The sequence below is a fragment of the Acetobacterium sp. KB-1 genome (assembly GCF_003260995.1).
GTDB classification, from domain to species: domain Bacteria; phylum Bacillota; class Clostridia; order Eubacteriales; family Eubacteriaceae; genus Acetobacterium; species Acetobacterium carbinolicum.
This window is the reverse complement of the sequence record NZ_CP030040.1, coordinates 412,092-427,383: the sequence shown is the minus strand read 5'-3', so window position 1 is coordinate 427,383 and position 15,292 is coordinate 412,092. Positions and strand designations below refer to the sequence as shown.

Sequence of the window (15,292 nt, the reverse complement as noted above, 5' to 3'; positions counted from 1 at the left end):
GCCGTGGCACCAAGAACGGTGACTCTGACCGCCTAATCGATGGTCTGAATCTCAACGGGAATCCACATCTTCGGATTGTAATTCAGGGTATACTTATATTTCGAAACCGTGTTCTCACCTAAATCTTCCAGCACATAGGTGACGTTGTCGCTTAACCCGATAAAATGCTTTTTATAACTGCCATCCTCATCTTCAACGATGACTTCCAACTGATTGTCGGCGGTGTCGGCAGTGATTGACATTTTGCCGGTCATCTGGAACAAAACGTCGCCCTCAATACAATTAATCACCGTCAACTGACGGATCACATTAAAGTTATCCGCCTGCTGCGACAAATTGTAAGAAACCTTTTCGGCCTCGCTCTCGCAGCCAGTCACCAGCAACAAACACCCCATCAAAGCCAAAACCACTGCGATTCTTTTCATCATATTTTTCCTTTCCATTTTTTACTAAAATTTCAAATGACCCGGGGCCAGAAAAATCGATTCGGCGACTCATGGTGCTTGCTTGAAAACAAAATGTTTGACATTTTCCGGCAGGGTAATTAAGTCGTCTACGAGATTCGTTGGATAAAACTTCACCTTTTTTAATTCGGACAAGAGAATCCAGCAAAAATCCAAATCAATTTGCATATTTTCCAGTTCGTCAATGACCTTAAACACCCCTTCCAACGGAATTTGCGTATCATCCCGCAATAAAATATGATAATAGAGACTGATTTGCTGACAGGGTCGATTGCCCCAGGGGAAAAAATTCTCGCCCACAAAAAGCAATTTCTCAACTTGAATATCCGCATTGATTTCTTCCTTGAATTCCCGGATCAAAGCTTCCTGGGAAGTCTCCCCCCTGCGCACATGGCCTCCCGGTATCGAGTAACCATCGTCATTTCGGGGTTTTTGCAAAAGTATTCTTTCATTCTTTACCAGCACACCGGCAATTCGATAAGAAAAAATAAATTCCTCGCTGCGATATAAAATATCATGATTCATCTTAAGCCTCTTTCTTTCTTCACAACAACCGTAATTCTCACATCTTTTCCTTCATTATTATACATGATCCGACCCCAGGATTCTATGACTTGCTGGGTATTTTTAAATGGCTTAAGTTAAGAGTCTCCTGGCACTACTGCCTGCCAGGCTTGAATTGCTTCATTCAATGTCTATTCAAGTTCCATCCGCTATACTTCAGATTAGGATACTTTTATTTGCTTTTCGACATCTCATTATTGAAAGTTTATCCTCGGCCCGCAGCAGATGGCAGGTCAATGGCCGCATCGCACGTCAATTGATACTATTCACCATGGCGTAATCCCCCTTACTGCTGCAAATTATTATGAAAGGAGAACCCAAAATGATCAGTTCAATCAGTCAAAGTAGTAGTGCTGCCAGTCTTTGGCAGGCCTATCAAACCAAGCAAACGACATCCAGCGATACCAGTGAAACCAGCCAGGTTGATGGTTCAAAGCCGCCACCAAAAGGTCCGCCACCACCACCGCCACCGGAAGTCAGTGCTACATCTGAATCATCCGATGCAACTTCTCTGACATCGGAACAGGAAGACATCATCAGTTCAATTCTTGAAGAATATGATGCTTCTGAACTCACCGAAGAAGATGCCACTGCTATCATCACCGCATTGCAAGAAGCCAGTATTAGCGAAAGCAGTGCCTTAGCCGATGCTATCAAAACCAACGGCTTTGATCTCGAGGAAATAAAAAGCCTCGTCCCGTTTTCGGAAAGTCCGCCAAATGGAGGTATTTCACAGAATTACATGCAAATCCGTGAAACCATGGGCAGTCTTAGTATCCTGGATGAAACCGAATGGAATCAGACTTCAAAAACAAAGCAGGATTTACTGTCTCTTTTTCAACAATACCAGGATAATCAAAACACCAGCACAACGAGTCTTACAAGTCTAAATGTCCTGGCATGAAATGGATTAGCAACCCCGATCTGTCGTGAAATACTGTATCCCATCATTTCGAGGTTAAGAAAACGTCAAGACTATCAGCTCTGTTTTCCTGACGCACATCACTCTAACGGTGAAAGAAACCTCAGGCAAATTTTATGCCTGAGGTTCTCTTATTAAGCATGGCCAATTATGTCTGTAACACCCATTTTTCACCCACTCATTATTGCTTTTTGCAACCTTCTCCTTCAATAAAGGGATACCTAGCCGCTCCGCCTCCAACTGTTTGTCGTCAGTGATTGGCATTTTTTCGGTCATTTGAAACAACGTCGTCCTCAATACAATTAATCACCGTCAACTGCCAGATCACATTGAAGTTATCAACCTGCTACAACAAATTGCAAGAAACATTTTTGGTCTGGTACCAGACACACTTAACTTAATCACGATCAGAAAACCGTAAAAGCAGCTTTACAGGAAAGCAAGCTACTTTCGTTTGAATATGCAGACCGCTACGGAAATAAAACTGCCCGAATGTTTGGATAGCGGTCAATCATTATATCAATTTTCGGCTGCAGTTTATCAAAATTGAAATCCAAACCAACTTCTTTGGCAGGATTGATGACATTCGCGTTCGCCGCAATTGCCTGTTCGATGCTCATCCCGTATTTCTTAGCCAGCAATTGATTAATCCTCAACTTTGCATAAAAGTTACACTAAATACTTTTTGAAACTCAAAACCGTTGCCTCAGACATCTAAAAATGTCATCAGCTCCTGCCTCAACTTTGCATAAAAGTTACACTAAATACTTTTTGAAACTCAAAACCGTTGCCTCAGACATCTAAAAATGTCATCAGCTCCTGCCTCAACTTTGCATAAAAGTTACACTAAATACTTTTTGAAACTCAAAACCGTTGCCTCAGACATCTAAAAATGTCATCAGCTCCTGCAAGCTTTTGCCACTTTTTTGGAAAGCCTCCATTACTTGTTTGGCCTCGTGTTCCTTCTTTTGCTTTTGAAGTTCCAACAATCTGTCCGATAGAGCCTCCTGTTTTTCTTGAAGTTTTGTTAGCTCACTATTTATTCTTGTAATTTCAGTTTCAATCGAAGTTATCGATTTCGTCCGCGCCATCGTCGTATTCCTCCTCATTCTGGCTATCTGTATTTGTCATCAGCGACTGGTTCTTCGACAATAGATTGCCGATTCCGCTTGCAATATCACGAATATTATTCTCGTCCATGCCGAATGAACTTAGAATAACCTTCTGCCGTTTGGTTACGGCGTGATCAAGCCGATAATGGTCTTTACTCCGTCTAACCATTTCGATTTTTTCCAGTTCGCGAAGCGCCGCAGGCACCGTCATATAATTCGGTTTTGTATCTAATCGAAGCATCGTTTCCTTCAAGAGGTTGTAGATTCTGTTACGGACAATCAGTGCAATAAATTCGATAAACAGCTTTGCAGACAATGATTCGGAAGTGTGAACCCGGTTGCTTTTAGACCCAATAAACGATTTGTCCGTGCTGAATAGTTTTTCAGAGATATCCCGACCTTTGTAATGGATAAGTGCCTGTGATACAGTCATTTCAGTAGAGGTGATAATGCAGAAATAACCGCATTGCTCCAACTTTTTCCGAACGACATCCTTTTTTTCTGTATACGAGACAAGCGCATGCTTGTTGTTATAGCGAAGGTCAAAATATTCGTGATATACGTTCCCAAGTGTGATATCTTTTCCAATATGTTTTTCCAAATACAATCCAAGTCTTTCAATCAGTTGCTCCAGCTGTTCTCTCTCAGCAGCCTGTTTGGAAGGGTTGAAGTATAAATGGAAATATCTAAGAGTATTATCGTCCTCATACAACTTAGCTAAAACTGTTTTTCCATAAACTCTGTATGAACGGATAGCACACTCACGATCAGTTTCAAATGTATTTCGGTTCGCTGTTATCAGCTCAGATACGAGATTTTTACGGCCTTTAACCATGATGATGAAGGAGTAACCATTATCTTCCATGTATTTTATATTGGCTTTGCTGAAATATCCTCTGTCCAGAATAAAACCGACCGATTTATAATTGTACTCTTTCACCTTGTCTACCATATACTCAAACTGGGAAACATCGGTTATTGAACCTGGATATTCCTCATAAAATAGCGGAACTCGGTTGGTCTTATCAAATGCTAATGCAAGATTAAACACTGGAAGTCCTTTTTCATCCTTCGCTTTGCCGTATTCTATAAGATCAATATCACCGGCTTGGCAGTTCTTGTTTGTTGAATCATACGAAATGTAAATGCATTGTTTATGATCACGTTTTTTGTTCCAGTCATTTAGGAAGCCAATAATCTGTTCCCGAGTAACTGATTTAAGGAACCGGCTTACTTTTGAATCGCTGTATATCCTCATTCCCTCCGAAAACAGTGGGTGGTTAAATGCAAAATCAGGATAGTACTGGCCTGCATTTTCTTCATCAACAATCAGATATGCCATTAGATCGAGTAGTAATCCACAGTCTTTTGGAAACCATGTATTCAGAAGATTCTCTAACTTATATTCTTGGAGAACCTTTTGGATTACCGCATATGAACCAATCTTCAAAGCGCAGCTTCGATAAGAATCCGGCAGTTCTTCTGGAAGGGTAACCTCCGGAAAGTAATCTTGAAATTTCTCGTTCGGATACATGACATCATGATTATCTGAATGAATCTTTCCGATGATGGTACGTTGGGGTATGGCATATTTCTTTTCGACATTGTATTGTTGGCCGTATTGAAAAAGGACATAAGTTGAATCGCCCTTTTTCTTGGTGATTATCTTGCCCCTAACCAAAGGGATTTTGACTGTGTAATCGTAGTACATGAGCAGCCTCCTTTAGTGTAACTGTTACACTAAAATTATACTACTTTTTTCTACGTTTTGCAAGTGAATTTCCTTGATTTTACTGGGGTTTTGAGACTTTCTCACACAGTTTTTTATGACTTAGTGTAACCTAGATGCAAAGTTCACAAAGTGAATTTCCTTGATTTTACTGGGGTTTTGAGACTTTCTCACACAGTTTTTTATGACTTAGTGTAACCTAGATGCAAAGTTCACAAAGTGAATTTCCTTGATTTTACTGGGGTTTTGAGACTTTCTCACACAGTTTTTTATGACTTAGTGTAACCTAGATGCAAAGTTCACATTAATGTTCTCATCATAACGCTTCTTGGCGTTCGGATCATTCAAACGCATTAAAGACGATCTCAACGGATGTCATCCCTGTTTTCTCAAGGGCCAAGGTAAGCTTTTTTTCCCGATATAACAAAAGGGACATCCATAATCTGACCAAATTTCTATTTTCATTTTTTTACCTCATCATTCTTACCAACGGTAAGACCTTTCAGTTAAGTTTGGCTGGTATCGTTGATTAATACATCTGGCTTGACGTTGAGCGTATCCGGGATGTTATCCATGATATCCTGAAGACTTCTACCCTTTTCAAGCATCAGCATGGTGTCCCGATGGGGATTGGCGAAGATTCCCGGCCAGTTGTATTCATCATATTCCGGTCGATTCTGAAAGGCCAGGATCGGTTTGCTGAGTGAAAATTGCGCATTGACACCCGGTTTATTGCCCCTGGCATCAAGCTTGATCCACTTTTCTTCGATAAAAACGGCATTGTATGCATGAACACAATACCCCAGGGAGTCATCATCGGCCAGCGTAATATGCTGAAAACAGAAGCCAGCAGGGATTTTCTGAGATCGCAACAGGGCCGCCAGCAAATTGGCTTTGGCATGACAAATGCCGGTTTTGTGGATCAGCACATCCGATGCTTTTGCAGTGATCACCTGGGCATTGCAATCAAACGAATGGGGAATTTCATCCCTGACAAAGTGATAGGCGGTTCTTGTCTTTTCGATATTTGTCATGCCAGCTGTAAATAACTGCTGTGCTTTGTCCTGGATTGTGAAATGATGAAAATCAATCATGTCTGTTGCTAATAAGAATTTTCGAATCATTCTTTGTTTCCTTCCATTTCAAAACCGCCTCATAGAACCATGAGTTTTTTTACAGTCTTTGGTAATCGAAGCGTCAAATTACTTTTGCAATGAGGTATCCATTAATCGGCATTTTTCATCATTAATGAGGTCTTTTCTCATCAGATAATCCGTCTGGATCTCATCTCCCATTATAAAATCATGTGACCCGATTTTATAGAAGTTGTGTTTTTGATAAAAACTCAAGGCTTTTTTGTTGTCCTCCCAGACCCCCAACCACAGATAGGTCAGCTTCCGGGCTTTTCCCAGCGCTACTGCTTTATCCATCAATTGCCATCCCAATCCATTTCCCTGAAACTCCTTCAAAACATAGATTCTTTCGACTTCAAGTGATAAGGGATCATGAAGATCGGTTTGTGCTTTGCCTTCATTAAGTTTCATATAGCCTGCCAATTGTTCATTACAAAATATGAAATAGAAAAATGAGGCTTCATTTAACCATTCACTTCTGAGCTTTTCTAAATTAAACGCCTCCTCCAAATAAGCCTGCATATTCGCTTGCGTATTCATTCCGGCAAAGGTCTCCCAATAGGTTTGGCGGGATATTTTTTGATAGTCCATTAAATCATCGATTGAACATTCTTTTATTAAAATCATTTTATTACTCCATTAAATCACAGCACTTCAGGAAGCCGTACGACCGCTTGTAAAAGTGCATTTAGTTTCATTTACTATCTTTTTTAACAAATTGTTACCGCCAACAAAGGAATCACCGTCATCTACAACTTCCTGAATGATTAAGATGTGATCAGCGATGCGGCCGAATTTTACAGCTTCCTTTAGTTTTACTGGCAGCCCTTTAACTGGGAGACGGTGCGGCTGGACAAAAATTACCATAACGTGGCAAATTCAATTTTTATCTTCGCCATAAAAAAGCGCGTCGTATCTGGAAATTTTTTCTTCAAGCTTAATCACGCTAATAATACCCGCTTCGCGGACGGTTTCTTTTCCTTGAACAAATAGCATCACAACCGACGCTGAAAAGATATGATAGCTGACCGTCAGTTCCGACACGTTTTGCACATCAACCTTAACCGCCCAGATATTTGGATAGCGGTCAATCATTGCCACAATTTTGGGCTGCAGATCCCGTCACACGCCGCAGGTATTGCTGCCAAAATAAACCAGCAACATGTCATTTTTCTGAATCAGTTGATGCATTTCTTTGATTGTCTTGACTGGTTCCATTTCTTCCCCCACACTCACACGTCTGCCGTTTAAATCAGTTTTCCTTCGTCGCAATGATCGCATTAATGAAGTCGATCATGCCATCTTCGACCTCATCACGAATGTCCCGATAATTGTGGATTTCATGACGATATCCGGAATAAATCTTTGTTTTGACCTGATTTCCGGTATCCGCCAGCCAGTTTGACACCGCATAGACACCTTCTCCGAAAAGACCGAAGGGGTCCTGATCTCCGGCAATATTATAAACCGGAATGGCAGCCGGAACTTTCTCGGCCCACTGGATGCCAAGAATACTATCAATCATCATGATAAAATCGTAGGTTGAGCGAATATTCGGTGGGCTGGTGAAATTATTGAAGGGATCGCTGGCATGATCGGCAACGATATCCGGATCACCGGCAATCCAATCATTGGGGGTCAGGGGATTCGTGATGCGGTCAGTCATCCATTCGAAAAGAACCCCTAAATAACTGGGATCGACTTCTTCGCCTTTGCCTTCATCGATGCACTTTTGCAATGCTGCCGCCAACTCCTGAGTCTTTGGAAAAACCGACGAGGTTCCGCAGAGCAGCAAACCGTCGATGCCTTCCCCCATAGATTGTCGCATAAGATCGGGCAATCATCGAGCCCATGCTGTGACCGTACATAAAATAAGGCAGGTCGGGATAGTCTGCCTGGACCAATTGACGCAGGCTGTGTTCATCTTCAGCCATGGTCAGATAGCCTTTGTTTCCCCAGTCACTCCAGTTGCCGGATTCCGCGGCGGTTTTACCATGTCCCACATGATCGTCTGACGCAACCACAAAGCCAGCCTCATTCAACTTGAGAATCATATGCAGATAGCGTCGTGAATGTTCGCCAAAACCATGGACAATTTGAACAATCCCCCGGGGTTTGCGAATTGGCTTGTAAATCCAAGCCTGGATGGTATCCTTTTCGTTTAATGATCTGAAACTTCTTTCTTCAAATGCCATTGTCTTCCTCCTGTAAATTTATTATCAGGCTATCATGCAGTCGGATGATCTTAAGTTAAGTGCGCCGGGCACCGGGCATGTGCACTATTTTATCTGCTCCAGCAAAGTTTTTCGGGGATAAAAACCAAAGCGCTCATAAAAGCTGAAAGCCTTCTCGTTGCCGACTGCCACCGCCACGGTCTTGGTGTGGGCCCCCATTTCATCCATCCAGGCAATGGCATTGCTTAACAATGTCTCACCAAGACCCAATCCCCGATAGTCGTCCTGCACATATAAGGATTCCATTTCAACATCACCCGAAAATTCGACCCGGGAAATACAGTACCCGACATTTTGAGCAGTTTTCTGATCAACCGCAATTTCAATTCGCAGTTGCCCATTTTTGGCCTTCTGGAGCAGATTTTTTTTACGCATCTCAAAAGTAAACGCTTCATAGTGTGATTTAAAATTCGCGGCGGCATCGCGATGATGCCAGTTCAATGCTTCCCACAGCTCCTGGATGTCATCCAACAGCGATTCATCGCCGCTGCGATAGGTAATCGCTGTGATTGGGGGTTTTTCGTGTTTCATCGGTTTTTTCGCCTTGCCTTGCCAACCAATATCATCTAGGACTTCCTCAATGATCACAATCGGATCGGAGATCAATCCATAGTGTTCATCCTCAGGATAAGTCACCGCAATCGCAGGTTCCTGCCCGGCATAGGCAATCATGCTGGCCATTGAATCCCACTTTGTGCAGAGAAAAAAATGAGCATATTCACCCTGCTCGACAATTTTTAAAAAAGCACCCCGATTGCCCGGGATGGCCAGGGTATCTTTAACACCGGTTTGATATTCATATTCTTCAAACGCCGCCCGCATTTTAAGCGGTACAATCCCATGCCAGGTTCGTGAAAACATGATAACTCCTTTAATATTCATTTAAACTACAGTTATATTAACATCTGCCATAATCAGAATAATCATTGTTGGTGACACCTCTTTTTTTCAATCACAAATCCCGAATTCATTTCGTGTTTTGATTTGATATATGCTGCGGTATTATCATAGTCTTTAAATAGGGCCATCCGATTAATACCAATATTATCTAAAGATTTTAATATGCCTTCTTTATTTTTGATAATGAATACTGGTTTCTTGAATCGTATTCTCTGAACCATTTGAACTCTGAAACTATAAACTTCTTCCACGTAGGAAGCATACGATTGATATAAAAATAATCCTCTTTGATTAAGGCCTCTATCAAATTTCATGATAGGTCGATACATTAGATTTGGCAAGAAATTAATCCACCATATAGGTTCCCCATAATTATACGCTTTTCTGAAAAAACTCCTGGCCAAATTCAAATAGACGAATACTTCAATTGAGAGGTCATTACTTAAAACGAATGATGTTGAATTATCTAGTTCTTTAAGATAATGTGTGACCATCCATAAGTCTGGGATATCCTTTTTAATTTCTTCTATCAATTGTTTTTCAACAACATCAATTGGATTGTCAACACTTTTTCAGACAACTTTTTTAAGGTCTGCTGTTTTGAATTCAATCGGCGTCATATAATCAAGAGACGAATGAATTCGGATGTGATTATACCAATGAATATAATCAAACAATTCCAGTTTTAGCTGTTCCAGGGAGTCAAACGTATTCGGATACACAAATTCAGTTTTAAAAACTTTAAAGGTAGCTTCAGCAACGGCATTGTCATACGGACAACCTTTTTGACTCAATGAACGTCTGATATTAAACGTATCGATGATCCCATCAATAATATTGTTTTTAAATTCATTTCCACGATCCGTATGGAAGATTGATATCTTATCCAGTCTGTATTTGACCGTTGCAAAAGCCTGATAAACAAGCATGGCATCTTTTTGCGCGCCTGCGCTGTAACCAATAATTTCGCGATTGTATAAATCCAGAAGAATACATACATAATTCCATTTTCCGGCAACACGAACATAGGTAAGATCACTGACAACTACTTCCAGCTGCTCTCTGTCATCAAACTGGCGATTAACTTCGTTTTGGATTTTATCATTGTTTACCGGTGTTTTATGAACTTTGAATTGAGCGATTGTATAGGTCGATACCAGGCCCAGTTCTTTCATTATTCGGCCAATCCGTCGGCGTGATACAATCTGTTTTTTCTTTTCCAGTTCTTTTTTGATTTTACGCGTGCCATAATTACGCCTGCTAGCCTTGAAAATGTCGGTAATATCCTGTTTCAGTTTTTTTTCATCTTCTGATTTTCGGGTTTTAGACTCATAATAATAGGTGCTTYGTGTTATTTTTAGGACTTTACACATTGCTGATACCGAGTATCTGTCTTGATTCGCTTGGATGACTTCTACTTTCGTCCTATGATCAGCGCTGCTTGCTTTAGGATGTCGTTTTCCATTTTTAATTGTTGGACTTCTTTGCGCAATTTGATTAACTCGTTTTCTTCATCACTGCGGTTGTCTTTTTCTTTAAATGATCCGGAGTTTTGATGCTGTTTCACCCAACGATCAAAGGCTGAAGCTGACAATTCATACTCCTTAATAATTTCATGTCTGGGTTTTCCGTTTAAATATAATTGGACGACCTGATTTTTAAATTCATCTGTAAAAATTCGGCGTTCTCTTCTGGTCATATTGGTTCTCCTTCATTTTATGGATTTAGTTTATATGACCTTAGTAAATCTGTCCAGTTAAGTATAGCCTATCCAAATAGTTTCACTAAAGTAATGATGATAATCTTTCAGAAGGTTAGATAGATTTGTATCGAAGTCAGTTTTATTGGTTTTATAGTATTTTTCAAGTACTGGAAGCAAACTCAAAAAGTCCTTTTCATTATTAACAAATAGTTCTTCAAGTACATTCTGGTTTGGATATTTCTGAATTATTTTCGTAATGTCTATATAATTATCTTCAAATAGATATACATAACCATTTTCTTCAGTTTCATTTTGGCATGCAAAATAGAGCGCTACTAATGGAGATTTTGTTACATCAATTAAAGGGGTTGGTATGCCATAATGCTGAGCAAATGCAATAAAGTTTTCATGTTCGACGTTCGATAAAACCGGTGTTACCTCTCTATAAAAGTCATCTAGCATTATGCTAAATGGATACTCCTTCGTATCATAAAATGTACCTTTATACTGGCGTAATGCCGATGAAGTTCGTTCTCGATATTCTTTAGCCTCTCCCCTATATAAAAATTCAGAGGATGGAAACTTTTCTATTTCATCAATGTACGCACTTAGAGAATTTATTATCAGTTGATTTGTCATCTTATTTTCATCACCTACCTACTCATCTTCTCCGCGATGCTCTACGGCCATCTGGTCTACCCAATCTTCCTCAACGTACACCATACCATTCCGACCTTCCACCTTACGGTTAGGTCCAGGCTTATACAGCTTGCAACTTAAAGGACCATAGCAGAACGTCTCAAACCGATACTTTCTCCGCCCTCTTGAATTCCAATTATCAACAATGATCTCAACTGGCATTCTACACCCCCACATACAACTGCGACACTTCGTATCATAGGTTCTTGCCGCCAGTCTGCGGTGTCCTCTTTCTCTGTAAACTTCCAGCAACGGTGGCACCAGTTCCCAGGGCGACGATGTACTGCCCGGTTCGCCTTTAGCGATAACACTAAGCTTTGAGACTTTATAATAGTCAACCGGTTCCATATCAGGATCAGGAACTGGGACGCATTCACCTGAGATCCTTTAGCGATAACACTAAGCTTTGAGACTTTATAATAGTCAACCGGTTCCATATCAGGATCAGGAACTGGGACGCATTCACCTGAGATCCTTTAGCGATAACACTAAGCTTTGAGACTTTATAATAGTCAACCGGTTCCATATCAGGATCAGGAACTGGGACGCATTCACCTGAGATGATGTCATTGATTTTGAATTGATGTTTGGTATGGGCGGCTTTGCCGATACCGATGGAAAAAGTCGTTTCCACGCCATCGAGTTCCCCTTCTAACTTAATGGCGTAGCCGAGGTAGGTATGAGAGGCTTCATCGAAGGACCTCGTTAGACGGATACGGGGTTGGATTGAAATGATCGTACCTTTGAAAGTTGATTTAATCATGACTGAGTGGCCTCCTTCTTTATCTTATCGAAATATAAGCTTGTTGCAATTTTATGCTGGAATCAGATATATGTTCTCTTGATCAAAAATAAGCTCCATCGGTTGATTATACAGCCTATTAACGGTGTTGATATTTTCTATGAATGGATGGACACAGTTATTTTGGTTTTTTTCAAATTGCTTCATCATCTGCTTCTTTTGAGGTATTTTACAGGTGCTCCAGCAGCTGAATCTTAAGCCCATTGGGGTCGCTGATAAAGAGGTACCTGATCTGCGGTGCGGGCTGAAACGGAACGCTGTGCTGGATACCTTTTTCTTCTAATTCTGCCATCGTTTGCTCCAGTGAGACGACTTCAAATCCCAGTGAAATGTTGGCGTCAATGCTCGTCGCCGGGATGGTCTTATTGTAAATCAGTTCCAGCTTGGTTTCGCCATCCCCTAAAAAAGCCAGTTCAAGATCTGGCCCGGCCAGCCTGCGGCTGTCCACCGTCAATCCCACAATATCGGTATAAAACCGGATCGATTCATCCATATCTTTGACGGTGACTGTTACCCATGAAAACTTCATAACTTTCTCCTTTTTAAATCTAAAATTTTGTTTTATCAGTAGTTAACGGTATTGTAGCATAATACTCTATTTTTGCATCAAGGTTACAAAGATTTTGAGCCCATTTTTGCTGTTCCGCAACAACGAATAAGCGGTGGGCTTCAAGCATCGCCAGTCGTTCGGGGATGGTCTGATCGCCTTCGGCTCTCAAATCGGAATATTTTTTGATCTCTCGCAGCGGCATCCCGGTCTCTTTTAGTCGTTTTATGAAACGAATCCATTCAATATCGTTTTCATCATAATTGCGTCGACCCCGGGCATCACGGGAAACGGTAATCAATTCCTTCTTTTCATAATATCGCAGGGTATATTCACTGATCTTGGTCAGTTGGGCCATTTCGCTGATAATCATATAAAGCCTTTCAAAAAGAGGGTTGACTTAGAGCATAGTCTAAGCACTATACTGATAGTATAAAGAATTTTGGAGGTAATTACAATGGATCAAACACGTTATCAAATTGGCATCGAGCAGTTAAGAAAAATTGATGGAGTTGGCGGCGAAAAAGTGATCGAATCACTTAAAACAATCGCGCCCGACCTGGGCAATTACATTATCGAATTCGCCTTTGGCGATATCTACCCCCGGCCGGAGCTGACCCTTGCGGAACGGGAACTGATCACCATCACCAGCCTGCTGACCGCTGGCGGCTGTGAACCTCAGCTGGACGTACATATTAATGGTGCCTTAAATGTCGGGATTCTACCAGAGAAAATTATTGAAGCTTTTATTCAATGTATCCCCTACACCGGATTTCCGAAAGTTTTAAACGCCGTTGCAGTTGCCAAAAAAGTCTTTGCCAACCGTGACGCACTCCCCCATGACCAGCCGGCTCCTGGCAAGCGTTAAGCGTTCCTGGCCTTGGTGCCTGAAGTAGGCCTGGTGGCGACGCTCCCGACCAGGTCTCACTTCTTGCCGACACGCTGATAGGCCAGCCGTTCAGCCCCACTCTTGAGATAAATCAGACCGCAATAAGTAAAACCATTTTTAGTGAGGACACGTTGCATGATCCGATTGTCCCGATGGGTATCAATCCGGATATTGGTACAGATTTTTTCGCACCAGTCAAAAATCGCCCTGGTTAGTCCGGCCACATTGCCGGCACTGGCCACCCGATGGATGGCAACGTACGGGTCATCATTTCGCCACTGTCCGTCAAAAATCCGGTTATAGTCAGGATCGCCTTCCCGTAGCAGCACAAACACCGCCTCGATCCGACCGTCAACTTCACAGACATAACTGATCTGCTTTTTGATGTCATCTTCAATCAGGCTTGGTTGGGGATAACCATCAACCCATTGATGGGGATTGCCCATCGCGGCCATCATGGTGCGGGCATGGCTGTAAATTTCTTCAATCCCCGGGATATCTTCAATTTGCGTATGTCTAATCTTCATTTTTTGCTCCTCATTATCCTTTTGTCGATCTGGTTTGGATTGAACACTGGGCATGTGCTTAACCTTCTTGTAATCGCACACGATTGTCATTTAAATTTCTTGAGGGCGTGCTGAAAAAAATCAAATCACCTTTTGGATAAAACCAATGCCTGCAAAACATTCCCGTTTTTCTGTTCCCGCAGTTCAATGATCTTACCACCAAGACGCTCATTTAAGCGCTTTGCACCGCTTCTGGTATTTCCGTCTTTTGAAAAAAAGACAATAACTGGGCGATTCTCATTTTCCATATCGTTTCTCCTTTAAATTAAGTGAACCTAACGCTGGGGTACTAACGCCGATTTTCCGCAATTTCCCGCTGTTTCTTTTTTGTCAGTTTCATAAAAACGGTCTGATATGCCAGTTGGATGCAGTCAATCAAAACCAGTTCCGGAACATCGCCGGCAAGCCGAATCCAATTCCAATGTTGTTTATTCATAGTTTTTCTCTTAGGCCAGATTTTTAATCTTGTCTTTTACCTGGGTGGCCATTTTCACATTAACACCTCCATATATGCTTTAATCCGCTTTTCTACGCCAAAGATATTGGCATAGTTAAGCAGTAGCGTAACATTTTTGTCTTTTTTTCTGAAATAGCGTTTAACGGCTTCAGCAATCAGCCCCAGATCGGTCTGGTAGCGGGGACTTAAGAGATCGCAAATGGTCCGTTCCTGATTATAACAGCGAATGCCCCGGCCAAAATTTGTTTTAACCTGGGTAATTCCAATTTCGTACCATTCTTTCTTGACGCTAAAAACACGGAGATTTTCTTTGCGTAAGTGGCTGCTATTATAACCAAAGGGAACTGTTACGGTGACCTCAAGGGGATCCCGATCTGTCAGTTCTAAAAAAACCAAGGCCGTTTCATGGGAATAAATCATTTTTTGGTTGATGGCCTGTTTCCAGTAATAGACATCATCCCAAGCATCCTCGCTGATATAGACACCTCGACGTATAATGTCCACAAATAGTTGGACACAAAATCCAGAAAATAAGATAAACTATACACATGAGTAGAAAACGACGAACCTGG

Annotated in this window: 23 protein-coding genes and 1 pseudogene; 2 read left to right on the top strand and 22 right to left on the bottom strand. The window is 41.5% G+C overall.

Annotated features, from left to right (window positions below; genetic code table 11):
* Positions 1–32: 32 nt before the first annotated feature.
* Positions 33–428 carry a hypothetical protein gene (locus DOZ58_RS02020; RefSeq protein ID WP_242988575.1) on the bottom strand — a complete coding sequence of 132 codons (396 nt, stop codon included), beginning with the start codon at positions 426–428 and terminating at the stop codon, positions 33–35.
* Positions 429–494: 66 nt separating this feature from the next.
* On the bottom strand, positions 495–989 hold the full coding sequence (locus DOZ58_RS02015; protein ID WP_111886769.1) for an NUDIX hydrolase: 495 nt from the start codon (positions 987–989) through the stop codon (positions 495–497).
* 361 nt (positions 990–1,350) lie between these two features.
* On the opposite strand from DOZ58_RS02015, the gene DOZ58_RS02010 reads away from it, so the two are divergent.
* Complete coding sequence (locus DOZ58_RS02010; protein WP_111886768.1) at positions 1,351–1,932, top strand: hypothetical protein; 582 nt, start codon at positions 1,351–1,353, stop codon at positions 1,930–1,932.
* Between the two features lie 488 nt (positions 1,933–2,420).
* Here DOZ58_RS02010 and DOZ58_RS02005 read toward each other — a convergent pair whose 3' ends face one another.
* From DOZ58_RS02005 to DOZ58_RS01925, 16 genes and pseudogenes are all read right to left on the bottom strand, one after another.
* Positions 2,421–2,606 (bottom strand): hypothetical protein, encoded by a 186-nt coding sequence (locus tag DOZ58_RS02005; RefSeq protein ID WP_204355455.1) that lies wholly within the window; start codon positions 2,604–2,606, stop codon positions 2,421–2,423.
* A 222-nt stretch (positions 2,607–2,828) separates the two neighbouring features.
* On the bottom strand, positions 2,829–3,041 hold the full coding sequence (locus tag DOZ58_RS02000) for a DUF4315 family protein (protein WP_162624376.1): 213 nt from the start codon (positions 3,039–3,041) through the stop codon (positions 2,829–2,831).
* Positions 3,010–4,773 carry a transposase gene (locus DOZ58_RS01995; RefSeq protein ID WP_242988501.1) on the bottom strand — a complete coding sequence of 588 codons (1,764 nt, stop codon included), beginning with the start codon at positions 4,771–4,773 and terminating at the stop codon, positions 3,010–3,012. Before DOZ58_RS01995 ends, DOZ58_RS02000 begins: the two co-directional genes overlap by 32 nt.
* A gap of 393 nt (positions 4,774–5,166) precedes the next feature.
* A complete protein-coding gene (locus DOZ58_RS19205) occupies positions 5,167–5,256 on the bottom strand; it encodes a DsbA family protein (RefSeq protein WP_242988574.1) in 90 nt (29 codons plus the stop codon).
* Positions 5,257–5,297: 41 nt separating this feature from the next.
* The gene (locus tag DOZ58_RS01985) at positions 5,298–5,915 is read right to left on the bottom strand and encodes a transglutaminase family protein (protein ID WP_111886767.1); all 618 of its coding nucleotides are present in this window, start codon (positions 5,913–5,915) and stop codon (positions 5,298–5,300) included.
* A 78-nt stretch (positions 5,916–5,993) separates the two neighbouring features.
* Positions 5,994–6,551: a GNAT family N-acetyltransferase gene (locus tag DOZ58_RS01980; RefSeq protein WP_111886766.1), complete on the bottom strand. Its 558-nt coding sequence runs from the start codon at positions 6,549–6,551 to the stop codon at positions 5,994–5,996.
* Between the two features lie 252 nt (positions 6,552–6,803).
* Positions 6,804–7,025: a hypothetical protein gene (locus DOZ58_RS01970; protein WP_162624383.1), complete on the bottom strand. Its 222-nt coding sequence runs from the start codon at positions 7,023–7,025 to the stop codon at positions 6,804–6,806.
* 151 nt (positions 7,026–7,176) lie between these two features.
* A pseudogene (locus DOZ58_RS01965) lies at positions 7,177–8,119 on the bottom strand (alpha/beta fold hydrolase).
* Between the two features lie 84 nt (positions 8,120–8,203).
* Complete coding sequence (locus tag DOZ58_RS18440; protein WP_162624382.1) at positions 8,204–9,019, bottom strand: N-acetyltransferase; 816 nt, start codon at positions 9,017–9,019, stop codon at positions 8,204–8,206.
* A 62-nt stretch (positions 9,020–9,081) separates the two neighbouring features.
* The gene (locus DOZ58_RS01955) at positions 9,082–9,591 is read right to left on the bottom strand and encodes a hypothetical protein (RefSeq protein WP_111886763.1); all 510 of its coding nucleotides are present in this window, start codon (positions 9,589–9,591) and stop codon (positions 9,082–9,084) included.
* Between the two features lie 39 nt (positions 9,592–9,630).
* Positions 9,631–10,757, bottom strand: a protein-coding gene (locus tag DOZ58_RS01950; RefSeq protein WP_111886762.1) for an IS3 family transposase whose coding sequence is annotated in 2 segments (ribosomal slippage) — positions 9,631–10,508 and positions 10,508–10,757 — 1,128 coding nt in all. Because the reading frame shifts where the segments join, the coding sequence is not laid out codon by codon here.
* Positions 10,758–10,814: 57 nt separating this feature from the next.
* The gene (locus tag DOZ58_RS01945) at positions 10,815–11,399 is read right to left on the bottom strand and encodes an FRG domain-containing protein (RefSeq protein ID WP_111886761.1); all 585 of its coding nucleotides are present in this window, start codon (positions 11,397–11,399) and stop codon (positions 10,815–10,817) included.
* 18 nt (positions 11,400–11,417) lie between these two features.
* Positions 11,418–11,807, bottom strand: coding sequence for a hypothetical protein (locus DOZ58_RS01940; RefSeq protein ID WP_204355454.1), 390 nt, complete (start codon positions 11,805–11,807; stop codon positions 11,418–11,420).
* Positions 11,808–11,832: 25 nt separating this feature from the next.
* On the bottom strand, positions 11,833–12,222 hold the full coding sequence (locus DOZ58_RS01935; protein ID WP_111886759.1) for a hypothetical protein: 390 nt from the start codon (positions 12,220–12,222) through the stop codon (positions 11,833–11,835).
* Between the two features lie 208 nt (positions 12,223–12,430).
* Positions 12,431–12,790 carry a VOC family protein gene (locus DOZ58_RS01930; RefSeq protein ID WP_111886758.1) on the bottom strand — a complete coding sequence of 120 codons (360 nt, stop codon included), beginning with the start codon at positions 12,788–12,790 and terminating at the stop codon, positions 12,431–12,433.
* 19 nt (positions 12,791–12,809) lie between these two features.
* Positions 12,810–13,181, bottom strand: a complete 372-nt coding sequence (locus DOZ58_RS01925) for a MerR family transcriptional regulator (RefSeq protein ID WP_111886757.1) — start codon at positions 13,179–13,181, stop codon at positions 12,810–12,812.
* Positions 13,182–13,265: 84 nt separating this feature from the next.
* Between DOZ58_RS01925 and DOZ58_RS01920 the strand changes: the two genes are divergently transcribed.
* A complete protein-coding gene (locus DOZ58_RS01920; RefSeq protein ID WP_111886756.1) occupies positions 13,266–13,676 on the top strand; it encodes a carboxymuconolactone decarboxylase family protein in 411 nt (136 codons plus the stop codon).
* Between the two features lie 56 nt (positions 13,677–13,732).
* Here DOZ58_RS01920 and DOZ58_RS01915 read toward each other — a convergent pair whose 3' ends face one another.
* The 4 genes from DOZ58_RS01915 to DOZ58_RS01905 all read right to left on the bottom strand — a co-directional run bounded on the left by DOZ58_RS01915 (position 13,733) and on the right by DOZ58_RS01905 (position 15,224).
* Positions 13,733–14,224: a GNAT family N-acetyltransferase gene (locus DOZ58_RS01915; RefSeq protein WP_111889655.1), complete on the bottom strand. Its 492-nt coding sequence runs from the start codon at positions 14,222–14,224 to the stop codon at positions 13,733–13,735.
* A 125-nt stretch (positions 14,225–14,349) separates the two neighbouring features.
* Entirely contained in the window at positions 14,350–14,511 is a 162-nt protein-coding gene (locus DOZ58_RS18435) for a hypothetical protein (RefSeq protein WP_162624381.1), read from the bottom strand.
* 41 nt (positions 14,512–14,552) lie between these two features.
* The gene (locus tag DOZ58_RS01910; protein WP_204355453.1) at positions 14,553–14,699 is read right to left on the bottom strand and encodes a hypothetical protein; all 147 of its coding nucleotides are present in this window, start codon (positions 14,697–14,699) and stop codon (positions 14,553–14,555) included.
* A 54-nt stretch (positions 14,700–14,753) separates the two neighbouring features.
* The gene (locus tag DOZ58_RS01905; RefSeq protein WP_111886755.1) at positions 14,754–15,224 is read right to left on the bottom strand and encodes an abortive phage infection protein; all 471 of its coding nucleotides are present in this window, start codon (positions 15,222–15,224) and stop codon (positions 14,754–14,756) included.
* Positions 15,225–15,292 lie beyond the last annotated feature (68 nt).